The 13,625-nt window shown below is 49.2% G+C and carries 17 protein-coding genes; 12 read left to right on the top strand and 5 right to left on the bottom strand.

Going from position 1 to position 13,625, the window contains the following annotated elements:
* Positions 1–42: 42 nt before the first annotated feature.
* Genes A9587_RS05975 through rimJ form a run of 3 tightly spaced genes read right to left on the bottom strand, consistent with a single transcriptional unit; the run spans position 43 to position 2,210 of the window.
* Positions 43–966 (bottom strand): Gfo/Idh/MocA family protein, encoded by a 924-nt coding sequence (locus A9587_RS05975; RefSeq protein ID WP_105263259.1) that lies wholly within the window; start codon positions 964–966, stop codon positions 43–45.
* A 1-nt stretch (position 967) separates the two neighbouring features.
* Positions 968–1,615, bottom strand: coding sequence for a YceH family protein (locus A9587_RS05980; RefSeq protein WP_000877132.1), 648 nt, complete (start codon positions 1,613–1,615; stop codon positions 968–970).
* 10 nt (positions 1,616–1,625) lie between these two features.
* A complete protein-coding gene (gene rimJ, locus A9587_RS05985; RefSeq protein ID WP_000468210.1) occupies positions 1,626–2,210 on the bottom strand; it encodes a ribosomal protein S5-alanine N-acetyltransferase in 585 nt (194 codons plus the stop codon).
* Between the two features lie 235 nt (positions 2,211–2,445).
* On the opposite strand from rimJ, the gene mdtH reads away from it, so the two are divergent.
* The 9 genes from mdtH (at position 2,446) to A9587_RS06030 (ending at position 9,190) form a co-directional block, all read left to right on the top strand.
* Positions 2,446–3,654 (top strand): multidrug efflux MFS transporter MdtH, encoded by a 1,209-nt coding sequence (gene mdtH / locus A9587_RS05990; RefSeq protein ID WP_105263257.1) that lies wholly within the window; start codon positions 2,446–2,448, stop codon positions 3,652–3,654.
* A 170-nt stretch (positions 3,655–3,824) separates the two neighbouring features.
* Positions 3,825–4,385: a lipoprotein gene (locus A9587_RS05995; RefSeq protein WP_010377240.1), complete on the top strand. Its 561-nt coding sequence runs from the start codon at positions 3,825–3,827 to the stop codon at positions 4,383–4,385.
* 106 nt (positions 4,386–4,491) lie between these two features.
* Positions 4,492–5,538 (top strand): dihydroorotase, encoded by a 1,047-nt coding sequence (gene pyrC, locus A9587_RS06000; protein WP_000126569.1) that lies wholly within the window; start codon positions 4,492–4,494, stop codon positions 5,536–5,538.
* Positions 5,539–5,612: 74 nt separating this feature from the next.
* Positions 5,613–5,858, top strand: coding sequence for a DNA damage-inducible protein I (gene dinI / locus A9587_RS06005; RefSeq protein ID WP_001217758.1), 246 nt, complete (start codon positions 5,613–5,615; stop codon positions 5,856–5,858).
* 275 nt (positions 5,859–6,133) lie between these two features.
* Positions 6,134–6,388, top strand: coding sequence for a biofilm formation regulator BssS (gene bssS / locus A9587_RS06010; RefSeq protein ID WP_105263256.1), 255 nt, complete (start codon positions 6,134–6,136; stop codon positions 6,386–6,388).
* Between the two features lie 114 nt (positions 6,389–6,502).
* A complete protein-coding gene (gene solA / locus A9587_RS06015; protein ID WP_105263255.1) occupies positions 6,503–7,621 on the top strand; it encodes an N-methyl-L-tryptophan oxidase in 1,119 nt (372 codons plus the stop codon).
* Between the two features lie 48 nt (positions 7,622–7,669).
* Positions 7,670–7,783 (top strand): YceO family protein, encoded by a 114-nt coding sequence (locus tag A9587_RS06020; protein ID WP_001253738.1) that lies wholly within the window; start codon positions 7,670–7,672, stop codon positions 7,781–7,783.
* A 261-nt stretch (positions 7,784–8,044) separates the two neighbouring features.
* Entirely contained in the window at positions 8,045–8,611 is a 567-nt protein-coding gene (locus A9587_RS06025) for a cytochrome b (protein WP_010377234.1), read from the top strand.
* Between the two features lie 3 nt (positions 8,612–8,614).
* Positions 8,615–9,190 (top strand): YceI family protein, encoded by a 576-nt coding sequence (locus tag A9587_RS06030; protein ID WP_000749251.1) that lies wholly within the window; start codon positions 8,615–8,617, stop codon positions 9,188–9,190.
* Between the two features lie 41 nt (positions 9,191–9,231).
* Here A9587_RS06030 and trhO read toward each other — a convergent pair whose 3' ends face one another.
* Complete coding sequence (gene trhO / locus A9587_RS06035) at positions 9,232–10,284, bottom strand: oxygen-dependent tRNA uridine(34) hydroxylase TrhO (RefSeq protein WP_001144620.1); 1,053 nt, start codon at positions 10,282–10,284, stop codon at positions 9,232–9,234.
* Positions 10,285–10,508: 224 nt separating this feature from the next.
* Between trhO and lpxL the strand changes: the two genes are divergently transcribed.
* The 3 genes from lpxL (at position 10,509) to A9587_RS06050 (ending at position 13,290) form a co-directional block, all read left to right on the top strand.
* Positions 10,509–11,429, top strand: coding sequence for a kdo(2)-lipid IV(A) lauroyltransferase (gene lpxL, locus A9587_RS06040; RefSeq protein ID WP_001516170.1), 921 nt, complete (start codon positions 10,509–10,511; stop codon positions 11,427–11,429).
* 177 nt (positions 11,430–11,606) lie between these two features.
* Complete coding sequence (gene mdtG, locus A9587_RS06045) at positions 11,607–12,833, top strand: multidrug efflux MFS transporter MdtG (RefSeq protein ID WP_000075038.1); 1,227 nt, start codon at positions 11,607–11,609, stop codon at positions 12,831–12,833.
* Between the two features lie 82 nt (positions 12,834–12,915).
* Positions 12,916–13,290, top strand: coding sequence for a MysB family protein (locus A9587_RS06050; protein ID WP_001516169.1), 375 nt, complete (start codon positions 12,916–12,918; stop codon positions 13,288–13,290).
* On the opposite strand, the gene A9587_RS06055 is transcribed toward A9587_RS06050, so the two are convergent.
* Positions 13,291–13,518, bottom strand: a complete 228-nt coding sequence (locus A9587_RS06055) for a YceK/YidQ family lipoprotein (RefSeq protein ID WP_001211026.1) — start codon at positions 13,516–13,518, stop codon at positions 13,291–13,293.
* Positions 13,519–13,625 lie beyond the last annotated feature (107 nt).

The following is a 13,625-nucleotide window of genomic DNA, read 5'->3' on the forward strand; positions in this document are numbered from 1 at the left end:
ACCTGGATTATGGTGAATTGCTACCGCCAGATGTTACAGGGTTTATTCACTCATCGCGTCTCGCCAGAGTTTGTCAACGATGCGCTGCGCCAGTACTGCCTGCTCACCAGCAGTTTGTGGAACTGTCTGATTTTGCACGCATTCGATGAAATGATGCGCGCAGCCAACAAATCCACGCTGCTCGGGGGTACTTTGCCAGCCGGGAATCGGTTTGTGCACCACACCCTGCCCGCGCTCCTCGCGCCATTCACGCATATCCGTAATGTCGATGAGCGCGCCGTCGGTCACGGCCTGCACCGTTTCACGCTGGCTACCAGCACGGCGATGCATGCAGGTGGTGATTTGCAAAGGCCCCACCGAAAAATGGTGCTCGGCAAACAACATTTCGCCAGACTCGTTAGTCAACAGCGAACCACCGTCAAGGGAGGCTTTGCCGCCAGACAGCCACAGAGCAGTGTCAACCACATGCAGATAATCATCCAGCAACGTGAAATAAAGATCGTGTGGCCCGACGCTATGAGTACGATGTTTATCCATTCTCAGCGACACTGCGGTGGCAAGTTGCGTTTTTAGCTCACTGTAGAGCGGTGCAAAGCGACGGTTAAAACCGACCATCAACGTCAGTTTTTTCCGCGCCGCCAGTTCCACCAGCCGCTCGGCATCGCGCAGATTTTCTGCCAGGGGTTTATCGACACAGACATGAACGCCAGCATTTAATAACGCACTGACCACTTCAAAATGACTGGCGGTGCTGGAGTGGACAAAAACTGCATCGCAACTGGCAGCAAGGTTAGATAACGAATCGGCATAAGGAATGCGCCAGCTTTCACAAATGGGTAGAGCTTTCTCGCGCGTTGGCGACCATGCCCCCTGTAACGTCCAGTCAGACGCTGCCGCCAGCACCGGTAACCACGCTTTTTGCGCGATCCCTCCTAACCCCACTACGCCGATACGTAATTTTTTCACTTTAATCTCCCAGATGGGCCAGCAACGAATCAAGACGCTGTTTCAGTTCTGCCACTTCGATTTCCAGTGCTTCGACACGGGCCTGTAAATCACCTTCAACCGCCTTCGACGGTTCCGTTACCACAGGTTGCTCATCTATCTCACCACTGAAAAGATGCATATAGCGACTTTCGCGTTTACCCGGTTCGCGAGCCAGACGCACCACAAAAGGGCCATCTTCGCGATTCGCCAGTTGTTCCAGCGTCGACTCCACTTCCGCCATATCGCTAAATTCATACATTCGCGCCGCGCGGCTGCGCAGTTCACCCGGCGTCTGGGCACCACGCAATAACAACGTGGTGATTAACGCCACTTCTGCGGCGCTCAGTTTCAGATCGCCAAATTCTGAATTACAAAAGCGTTGCTCATATTTGGTGACCCGATTACCAAAACCGCTCACCGTGCGTAAATAATGACGTTTTACCAGATTATCCAACTGCTCCTGCACTTCAGATTCGCTTAAGTTCATTACCGGTTCACGGTTCGTTTTCTGATTACAGGCCGTGACTACGCTATTCACGGAGAGCGGGTATTGCTCCGGCGTCGTCACCTGTTTTTCCAGTAAACAGCCAATCACGCGGGCTTCCAGTGCGGTAAGTTGATACTTCATAACATTCTCCTTAGCGGCCGGGCGTCCAGTCCGGGGTGGTTAATGCCGTCAGCACGTGATCGCGCCATTGTCCATCAATCAACAGATAATCTTTCGCATAACCTTCTTTTTCAAAACCCAGTCGCGCCAGCAAATCACCGCTACGTTTATTGTGCGGCATATAGTTGGCCATAATGCGATGAATGTGTTGGGTACGCTGCATATAACGAATGGCGGCGGTCAGGGCTTCAAACATTAGCCCCTTGCCCTGCCATTTTTGTCCGATTGAATAACCGAGATAGCAGGCATGGAAAGATCCTCGCACCACATTAGAAAAATTGGCAACGCCAATAATCTCTTTCTCATCCGGGTCGAACAACCCAAAATAGAATGCAGAACCTTGTTTATGAAATTCATTAATCATGCTTAACCTGGCCTGCCAGCCTGAAGGGTAGCAGTGGCTTTCGTCGCGCACTGGTTCCCAGGGCTTGAGAAAATGGCGATTTTCTGCGTAATAGTCCGCCAGCCGCCAGGCATCACGTTCATGCACCAGACGCACGACCAGTCGGTCTGTGGTTAAGCGCACTTTTGGCACGTTACTACGATAGCCAAACATTCTATACCTACTCCTTCCCGTAACGTCTTTAATACGCTGTAAGTATTACTATACCTGCGCAACCAGAACCTGTGAAAAGTCCAAAATGCCATTTCCTGCATTATTCACATATTTGATAAAAACTCTCTATCAAAGAGGACTTTCGATAAAAAAATATTGTCCCGGGAAATATGGGAAAAGTATTAGCGACCATGCAGAATAGAAAGTGCTCATCTTTTATTTCCCGGGAGGGGAAATGTCGCGCGTTTCACAGGCCAGGAACCTGGGTAAATATTTCCTGCTCATCGATAATATGCTGGTCGTGCTGGGGTTCTTTGTTGTCTTCCCCCTGATCTCTATCCGCTTCGTTGATCAAATGGGCTGGGCAGCCGTGATGGTCGGTATTGCTCTCGGTCTGCGTCAGTTCATTCAGCAAGGTTTAGGCATTTTTTGCGGCGCAATTGCCGACCGCTTTGGCGCAAAACCGATGATCGTCACCGGAATGCTGATGCGCGCCGCGGGATTTGCCACTATGGGGATCGCCCACGAGCCATGGATGCTGTGGTTTTCCTGCCTTCTCTCAGGTCTTGGCGGTACTCTGTTCGATCCGCCGCGTTCGGCACTGGTGGTCAAATTGATCCGCCCGCAACAGCGTGGACGTTTTTTCTCCCTGTTGATGATGCAGGACAGTGCTGGTGCGGTCATTGGCGCATTATTAGGTAGCTGGCTGTTGCAATACGATTTCCGCCTGGTCTGCGCGACGGGTGCAATTTTGTTTGTGCTGTGTGCGGCATTTAATGCCTGGTTGTTACCGGCATGGAAACTTTCTACCGTGCGTACGCCAGTCCGCGAAGGCATGGCCCGCGTGATGCGCGATAAACGTTTTGTCACCTATGTTCTGACGCTGGCAGGCTACTACATGCTGGCCGTTCAGGTAATGCTGATGCTGCCGATTATGGTCAACGATATCGCCGGAGCGCCCTCTGCCGTTAAATGGATGTATGCCATTGAAGCGTGTCTCTCCTTAACGTTGCTTTACCCTATCGCCCGCTGGAGCGAAAGACGTTTTCGTCTGGAACACCGATTGATGGCTGGGCTATTGGTCATGTCGTTAAGCATGATACCGGTTGGAATGGTCAGCAATCTGCAACAACTCTTCACCCTGATTTGTCTATTTTATATCGGTTCAATCATTGCCGAACCTGCGCGTGAAACCCTAAGCGCCTCGCTGGCAGATGCACGAGCGCGCGGCAGCTATATGGGGTTTAGTCGTCTGGGCCTGGCAATTGGCGGTGCTATCGGTTATGTCGGTGGCGGCTGGCTGTTTGACCTGGGTAAATCGGCGCAGCAACCAGAACTACCGTGGATAATGTTGGGCATTATTGGCATTATCACCTTCGTTGCGATGGGGTGGCAATTTAGCCAGAAACGCGCTACGCGTCGGTTGCTGGAACGCGACGCCTGAAAATGCCATGCTTTCTGTTACCATTGTTCGCCCAGTCAATCTACTCGCCGCAGCAACCTGTTATTACCTGTCGCCGCTGTTTTCAGTTTTTTCTGCTGGCGGGTTTAACGCTGGTGACACATGCTGCGTTGTGTCAGGATATTGACGCAGATTTCATGTCGAGGACTACCATGAACAAGTTTTTATTTGCCGCTGCATTGATCATCAGCGGCCTGCTCGTTGGCTGTAATCAACTCACCCAGTACACGATTAGCGAACAAGAAATTAACCAGTCGCTTGCGAAACATAATAATTTCTCAAAAGATATCGGTTTGCCCGGTGTGGCTGATGCCCATATCGTTCTGACAAATCTGGCCAGTCAAATTGGCCGCGAAGAGCCAAATAAGATCACCTTAACCGGTGATGCCAATCTGGATATGAACTCTCTTTTCGGCAGCCAGAAAGCAACCATGAAACTGAAGCTGAAGGCGCTGCCGGTGTTTGATAAAGAAAAAGGCGCGATCTTCCTGAAAGAGATGGAAGTGGTCGACGCAACGGTGCAGCCAGAAAAAATGCAAACGGTAATGCAAACATTGCTTCCCTATTTGAACCAGGCACTACGCAATTACTTCAACCAGCAACCGGCTTACGTTCTGCGCGAAGATGGTAGTCAGGGTGAAGCAATGGCGAAAAAACTGGCGAAAGGTATTGAGGTGAAACCTGGCGAAATTGTCATTCCGTTTACTGATTAAACACGAAGGGCGCATTCGCGCCCTTTATTTTTCGTGCAAAGGAAAACGTTTCCGCTTATCCTTTGTGTCCGGCAAAAACATCCCTTCAGCCGGAGCATAGAGATTAATGACTGCACCATCCCAGGTATTAAAGATCCGCCGCCCAGACGACTGGCACCTTCACCTCCGCGATGGCGACATGTTAAAAACTGTCGTGCCGTATACCAGCAAAACTTATGGCCGGGCCATCGTTATGCCCAATCTGGCTCCGCCCATAACGACCGTCGAAGCTGCCGTAGCGTATCGCCAGCGTATTCTTGACGCCGTACCTGCCGGACACGATTTCACCCCGCTGATGACCTGTTATTTAACAGATTCGCTGGCCCCCAATGAATTGGAGCGTGGATTTAACGAAGGCGTGTTCACCGCGGCAAAACTTTACCCGGCAAACGCTACCACCAACTCCAGCCACGGTGTGACGTCGGTTGACACTATCATGCCGGTACTTGAGCGAATGGAAAAAATTGGCATGCCGCTGCTGGTGCACGGAGAAGTTACACACGCCGATATCGACATTTTTGACCGTGAAGCCCGCTTTATTGAAACGGTTATGGAGCCACTGCGCCAGCGCCTGACTGCGCTGAAAGTGGTTTTTGAGCACATCACCACTAAAGATGCTGCCGAATATGTTCGTGACGGTAATGAATTGCTGGCCGCTACTATTACCCCCCAGCATCTGATGTTTAATCGTAACCATATGCTGGTTGGCGGTGTACGTCCGCACCTGTACTGCCTGCCCATTCTCAAACGTAATGTGCATCAACAGGCACTGCGTGAGCTGGTCGCCAGTGGCTTTAATCGCGTTTTTCTCGGGACTGACTCCGCACCACATGCACGTCATCGCAAAGAGAGTAGCTGCGGTTGTGCAGGCTGTTTTAATGCACCAACGGCGCTGGGCAGTTACGCCACTGTATTTGAAGAAATGGATGCGTTGCAGCACTTTGAAGCGTTCTGTTCTTTAAACGGCCCGCAGTTCTATGGTTTACCGGTCAACGAATCGTTTATTGAACTGGTACGCGAAGAGCAACAAGTTGCTGAAAGCATCGCTCTGACCGACGACACGCTGGTGCCATTCCTGGCCGGAGAAACGGTTCGCTGGACAGTTAAACAATAAAAAAACGTAGCACCCTGTTGTCATTAGGTTATTTTACCTGTATAAATAACCAGTATATTTAACAGGGGGCTATTATGAGAATTGAAGTCACCATCGCGAAAACTTCTCCATTACCTGCCGGGGCTATTGACGCTCTGGCAGGTGAACTTTCCCGCCGTATTCAGTATGCGTTTCCTGATAACGAAAGCCATGTGTCTGTTCGTTATGCTTCAGCCAATAATTTATCGGTTATTGGCGCGACAAAAGAAGATAAACAACGTATTAGCGAAATTCTGCAAGAAACATGGGAAAGCGCAGATGACTGGTTCGTTAGCGAATAATATGCAGTAATGTTTGTTTTGCCGGGTCGCCCCGGCTTTTTTATTTTGCGTACAAATCTTCTACACTTCCTCAAAATAATTGCACAATATGCTAAAAAAATATGAATGACATGCTGTTTTATTGTTCATATAAATCTTAAAACCAAAAAAATATCTCTTTCCCCCTTTAAAAATTCGGTGAACACCCTTACTTATTGGTATACTGAAGTTGCTTCAGATAAAAACGCATTGAACCTCGAATAACGTTGTCTAGTAACACGAATTAGGGGGCCATGATGGAAAAAAACAATGAAGTCATTCAGACTCATCCGCTCGTAGGGTGGGACATCAGCACCGTTGATAGCTATGATGCGCTGATGTTGCGTTTGCACTACCAGACCCCAAATAAGTCCGATCAGGAAGGGACTGAAGTTGGTCAGACACTCTGGTTAACTACTGATGTTGCCAGACAATTTATTTCGATATTAGAAGCAGGAATCGCCAAAATTGAATCTGGTGATTTCCATGTAAATGAGTATCGGCGTCATTAACATGACATGACCATCCACCCAAAAGGCACCTGACCGGTGCCTTTACCATTTCTGGGTTGTATATCTGCATTCACTTAATTACTCTGCTTGTACCATGAGAGCAGAGAGAAAAAAATGAAATACGATCTCATCATTATTGGCAGCGGTTCCGTAGGTGCTGCAGCCGGGTATTATGCCACCCAGGCCGGTTTGAAAGTGCTGATGACCGACGCCCATATGCCACCACATCAACACGGCAGTCACCACGGTGATACGCGATTAATTCGCCATGCTTATGGTGAAGGCGAAAAATATGTTCCGTTAGTGCTTCGCGCGCAAACGTTGTGGGATGAACTCTCCCATTACAACGAAGAAGACCCTATTTTTGTGCGCTCTGGCGTCATCAACCTTGGTCCTTCTGACTCCAAATTCCTCACCAACGTTGCCCACAGTGCGGAACAGTGGCAACTCAACGTCGAAAAACTGGATGCGCAAGCGATTATGGCCCGCTGGCCGGAAATACGCGTCCCGGACAACTACATCGGCTTATTTGAAGCTGATTCCGGCTTTTTGCGCAGTGAACTGGCGATTAAAACCTGGATCAAACTGGCGAATGAAGCTGGCTGCGCGCAACTGTTTAATTGCCCGGTCACCGCTATTCACCATGATGACAACGGCGTAACCATTACAACGGCTGATGGCGAGTATCAGGCAAAGAAAGCGATCGTCTGCGCGGGAACCTGGGTAAAAGACCTGCTACCAGAACTCCCGATTCAGCCAGTACGCAAAGTATTTGCCTGGTATCAGGCAGATGGTCGTTATAGCGTTAAAAATAAATTTCCGGCGTTTACTGGCGAACTGCCCAATGGCGATCAATATTACGGTTTTCCTGCCGAAAATGACGCTCTGAAGATTGGTAAACATAACGGTGGTCAGGTGATTCATTCCGCGGATGAACGAGTTCCATTTGCGGAAATTACCAGCGACGGTTCTGAAGCCTTCCCATTCTTGCGCCAGGTGTTGCCAGGTATTGGCTGCTGCCTGTACGGCGCTTCCTGCACCTATGATAATTCGCCTGACGAAGATTTTATTATCGATACCCTGCCCGGTCACGATAATACGCTGCTGATTACCGGCCTGAGTGGGCACGGCTTTAAATTTGCGTCGGTTTTAGGGGAAATAGCCGCTGACTTTGCACAAGACAAAAAAAGCAATTTTGATTTGACGCCATTCAGACTTTCCCGCTTCCAATAATCATCATTACGGCCTCCAAAATGAGGCCGTTTTTACAGGAGTTTTTTAATGCGTCGTTTGGTGAACTATCTCATCAATAATATTCGCGAACACTTCATGCTTTATCTTGTTCTTTGGTCACTGCTGGCGATTATGGATCTCATCTATGTATTTTATTTCTAACCCGTAATCACTGACATAAATTGACAAATATTTAATATCTCTTTCATTTGGTGTGAAAATTTGAATAAGCTTATTCCTGCAATAACCGCATTCACCAGATTTCACTCATCCTGAAACAACTAAACTTATGAAGATCTCTTCATTATTAAATCAAAATTATTGAAATAAAAATAAATATCATTCGAATTGTTATTTTTAAGTTGCAATTCATTCTCCGACACGCCATTTTCATTCTCTCGCAAATATGTTTCGGATGCCCTTATGCCACTTACAAATACCCCTGAACGCTATGGCGTTATATCAACAGCCTTTCATTGGCTAAGTGCAATCATTGTCTATGGCATGTTTGCTTTGGGTCTGTGGATGGTAACGCTCAGTTATTACGATGGCTGGTATCACAAAGCACCAGAACTGCATAAAAGCATCGGTATTCTGTTAATGATGGGGCTGGTTGTTCGTATTCTGTGGCGTGTCATATCCCCACCGCCAGGTCCGTTGCAAAATTATTCGCTTATGACTCGTCTTGGTGCAAAGACTGGACATCTTGCGCTATACCTCTTGCTCTTCGCCATTGGCATCAGTGGCTATCTGATCTCTACCGCCGATGGCAAACCGATCAGCGTTTTTGGCTGGTTTGACGTTCCCGCAACCCTTGCCGATACTGGCGCGCAGGCTGACTTAGCCGGTGCCCTGCATTTTTGGCTGGCGTGGAGCGTGGTCGTTCTGTCCGTTATGCACGGATTTATGGCTCTGAAGCATCATTTCATCGATAAAGACGACACCCTGAAGCGCATGCTGGGAAAATCGTCATCTGACTATGGAGTTTAAAAAATGAAAAAAAGCCTGCTTGGTTTAACCTTCGCTTCACTGATGTTCTCTGCCGGTTCAGCTATCGCCGCCGATTATAAAATTGACAAAGAAGGCCAGCACGCCTTTGTCAATTTCCGCATCCAGCATCTGGGTTACAGTTGGTTGTACGGCACATTTAAAGATTTCGACGGTACATTTACGTTTGATGAAAAGGATCCTGCAGCCGATAAAGTGAATGTGACTATTAACACCACCAGTGTTGATACCAATCACGCCGAGCGCGATAAACATCTCCGCAGCGCGGATTTCCTTAATACAGCAAAATATCCGCAGGCAACCTTCTCCTCCACCAGCGTGAAGAAAAACGGTGACGAGCTGGATATTACTGGTGATCTGACGCTGAATGGCGTGACCAAACCAGTAACGCTGGAAGCGAAATTGATTGGCCAGGGCGACGATCCGTGGGGCGGTAAACGTGCGGGTTTTGAGGCTGAAGGGAAAATTAAGCTAAAAGACTTCAATATCAAGACAGATTTAGGCGCGGCTTCGCAGGAAGTTGATCTGATTATTTCAGTTGAAGGCATACAACAGAAGTAGTGCTGAGATGTTGCCGGATGACACGCATCCGGCACGAATGTTTATTCTGTTGGATCAGGAATAACCAGTGTCGTGTTCAGGCGTCCACGTGATTTATTAAAGATCTTATTGCCATTTTCCCGCCCGGCACGGAGACGTCGCTGTTCTTCTGGCGGTAACGCGCTTTCTTCACAGCAAATCTCACTACAACAGCCTTTGAATTTCTCGGCGCACGCCGGACACTGAATGAACAGCAGGTGGCAACCATCATTTTTGCAGTTGGTATGGCTGTCGCACGGTGTGCCACATTGATGACAATGCGCGATAATTTCATCAGAGATGCGCTCCCCCATCCGCTCATCAAAAACGAAATTTTTACCAATAAAGCGGACCGGCAGACCTTGTTCCCGCGCTTTGCGGGCGTATTCAATAATGCCGCCTTCGATATGCCAGACTTTATTGAATCCGCTATGTTTCATCCAGGCACTGGCCTTTTCGCAACGAATACCACCGGTGCAGTACATCACGATTTTTTTATCTTTATGCGCCTGCATCATCTCAACCGCTTTCGGCAGTTGCTCACGGAAGGTATCAGCCGGAATTTCGAGCGCGTTTTCAAAATGCCCCACTTCGTATTCATAGTGGTTGCGCATGTCGATAAACAGCGTATCTGGATCGTCAAGCATGGCGTTCACTTCCGCCGCTTGTAGATATTCCCCGACGTTACTGGCGTCAAATTGAGGATCGTCAATACCATCGGCAACAATTCGTTCGCGGACTTTCATGCGCAGCACCCAGAAGGATTTCCCGTCATCATCCAGCGCAATATTCAGACGTAATCCGTTTAAAGCAGGGTCAAAAGCATAAAGCTGTGCGCGAAATGTCTCTACGTTGCTCGCCGGTACGCTGATTTGTGCGTTGATCCCTTCACGTGCCAGATAGACCCGCCCAAAGACATTCAACGCAGTAAATAGCTGATATAAAGCATCGCGGGTCGCCCTGGGATCGGCAATTTGGAAATATTTATAGAACGACATGGTGGTGCGTGGTTCGCTCTCGGCCAGCATTTTGGCTTTCAGCGCGTCATTAGAAATGCGGTTGTGTAACACTGGCATGGTGTACGGTTCCTGCGGGGTGGGTAAGTAAAAATCCGCGGCATCATATAGCAATTATCGATAATTAACATCCACACATTTTACGCTACATTTGCACATTAAAAATTAATAATGGTTTACATGCGCGGCAATTTCACCCAATCCCCGGTCACAAATTTTGGTTGCGGACGAAAAAATGCGACAATACATACAATTGCCCGTATAGGTTGAAAGACAGGATTGATATGACGAATCTACCCAAGTTCTCCACCGCACTGCTTCATCCGCGTTATTGGTTAACCTGGTTGGGTATTGGCGTACTTTGGTTGGTCGTTCAGTTACCCTACCCAATTATCTACCGCCTCGGCATCGCGGCGGGACGACTGGCGTTACGTTTTATGAAACGACGCGCCAAAATTGTGCACCGCAACCTGGAACTGTGCTTCCCGGAGATGAGTGAACAGGAACGCCGTGAAATGGTGGTGAAGAATTTCGAATCCGTTGGCATGGGGCTGATGGAGACTGGCATGGCATGGTTCTGGCCGGACCGTCGGGTTGCCCGTTGGACAGAAGTGATCGGCATGGAACATATCCGTGACGTGCAGGCACAAAAGCGCGGCATCCTGTTAGTTGGCATCCATTTTCTGACTCTGGAACTGGGCGCAAGGCAATTTGGTATGCAGGAACCGGGTATCGGTGTCTATCGCCCGAACGATAATCCATTGATCGACTGGCTGCAAACCTGGGGGCGTCTGCGTTCGAATAAATCGATGCTCGATCGCAAAGATTTAAAAGGAATGATTAAAGCACTGAAGAAAGGCGAAGTGGTCTGGTATGCACCAGATCACGATTACGGTCCACGCTCAAGCGTTTTTGTGCCGCTGTTTGCCGTTGAACAGGCGGCGACCACCAGCGGCACCTGGATGCTGGCCAGAATGTCTGGTGCGTGTCTGGTGCCGTTTGTTCCGCGTCGTAAGCCAGATGGCAAAGGGTATCAATTGATCATGCTGCCGCCAGAGTGTTCACCTCCGCTGGATAACGCTGAAACCACCGCTGCGTGGATGAATAAAGTGGTAGAAAAATGCATCATGATGGCGCCGGAACAGTACATGTGGCTGCATCGTCGCTTTAAAACGCGCCCGCAAGGCGTACCTTCTCGCTATTAATACATATTCACAGGCCGGATAAGATGCCTGCGTCACATCCGGCCTGTCAGCATCAAATCCCCTGATTTAGCGATAAAAGCTCTCTGCGTTGCACCACCTATAAGTCAGGCGCATAATTAGTGTGCTTATTTTTTCTTCTTATGTTCACCGCGCCTGGCGCACCAACAGCGGATTGCTATGTCACCCTCTGATAATGACACCTCCATAAACTGGAAACGAAACCTGATCGTTGCCTGGCTAGGTTGTTTTCTCACCGGCGCCGCCTTCAGTCTGGTGATGCCGTTCTTACCCCTCTACGTTGAGCAACTTGGCGTCACCGGTCACAGTGAGCTGAATATGTGGTCCGGAATTGTCTTCAGTATTACCTTTTTATTTTCTGCTATCGCCTCCCCGTTTTGGGGCGGGCTTGCCGATCGCAAAGGCCGAAAAATTATGCTATTGCGCTCGGCTCTCGGGATGGGCATCGTGATGGTGTTGATGGGGTTGGCGCAAAATATCTGGCAGTTCCTGATCCTGCGGGCGCTACTGGGGCTGCTCGGTGGATTTGTTCCCAACGCCAACGCCTTAATCGCCACCCAGGTCCCACGCAACAAAAGCGGCTGGGCGCTGGGGACACTCTCTACCGGTGGGGTTAGTGGCGCGTTGCTCGGCCCAATGGCTGGCGGTCTGCTCGCGGATAGCTACGGCTTACGTCCGGTGTTCTTTATCACCGCTAGCGTGCTGCTACTCTGTTTTTTTGTCACCCTATTTTGTATCAAAGAAAAATTCCAACCGGTCAGCAAAAAAGAGATGCTGCACATGCGGGAAGTCGTAACGTCACTTAAAAACCCAAAACTGGTACTCAGCCTGTTTGTCACGACGTTAATTATCCAGATTGCCACCGGTTCAATCGCCCCAATCCTGACGCTGTATGTCCGCGAACTGGCCGGCAATGTCAGTAATATCGCGTTTATCAGCGGGATGATCGCCTCAGTCCCCGGCGTGGCAGCTCTACTTAGCGCACCACGACTCGGCAAACTTGGCGATCGAATCGGACCAGAAAAGATTCTGATAACTGCGCTGATCTTTTCTGTACTGCTGTTGATCCCAATGTCTTATGTCCAGACGCCATTGCAACTGGGGATTTTACGGTTTTTACTCGGTGCTGCAGATGGTGCTTTGCTCCCCGCCGTACAGACGCTGCTGGTTTACAATTCGACCAACCAAATCGCCGGTCGCATTTTCAGTTATAACCAGTCGTTTCGTGATATTGGCAACGTTACGGGGCCATTGATGGGGGCCGCTATCTCAGCAAACTATGGCTTCCGGGCAGTATTTCTGGTTACTGCCGGAGTCGTTCTGTTTAACGCTGTCTATTCCTGGAACAGCCTGCGTCGCCGCCGATTCCCCCAGGTATCGAACTGATTTTTCGCCTTTCATACTTGCAAAAGCGGAGAATCAGCTATTCTTTCCCTGAATACCTCATCAAATCAAAGGGAGAATCGTGATGACTATGTACGCAACGCTTGAAGAAGCCATTGATGCCGCACGCGAAGAATTTCTTGCTGACAATCCCGGCATCGACGCCGAAGAAGCGAATGTGCAACAGTTCAATGTCCAAAAATACATTCTGCAAGATGGCGACATTATGTGGCAGGTTGAGTTTTACGCCGATGAAGGCGAAGAAGGTGAATGCCTGCCAATGTTCAGTGGAGAAGCCGCACAGAGCATATTTGATGGCGATTATGATGAGATTGAAATCCGCCAGGAATGGCAGGAAGAAAATACTCTGCATGAATGGGACGAAGGCGAATTCCAGCTTGAGCCTCCGCTGGATACCGAAGAAGGGCGCACAGCAGCCGATGAGTGGGATGAACGTTAATTACTCATATGCTCCGTGGTGAATGTCGATCGGCAGCAGTAAGGTATCAAAGACTAAAGAGAATGGAAGATCAAGGATCGTGACATAGCGCCATGCGGAGTCACGCACATCCCATTGCACACCTGGATAATATTGATTGCCATGCCCCTGCCCCGGTATGGTGCGGCTGATGATGCTGCCACAACCACTCAGCAAAGCAACCATGATGCCTACCAAAATGAAACGCATTCGTACCCTCTTCTGTAAAAAAATACCGGCATTACGCCGGTATTTTTATTGGCTCGTTGTTTTTGCCGGATGTGGTGTGAACGCCTTATCCGATCTACGAAACCTTG

Source organism: Escherichia sp. MOD1-EC6162 (assembly GCF_002965125.1).
Classification (GTDB): domain Bacteria; phylum Pseudomonadota; class Gammaproteobacteria; order Enterobacterales; family Enterobacteriaceae; genus Escherichia; species Escherichia marmotae.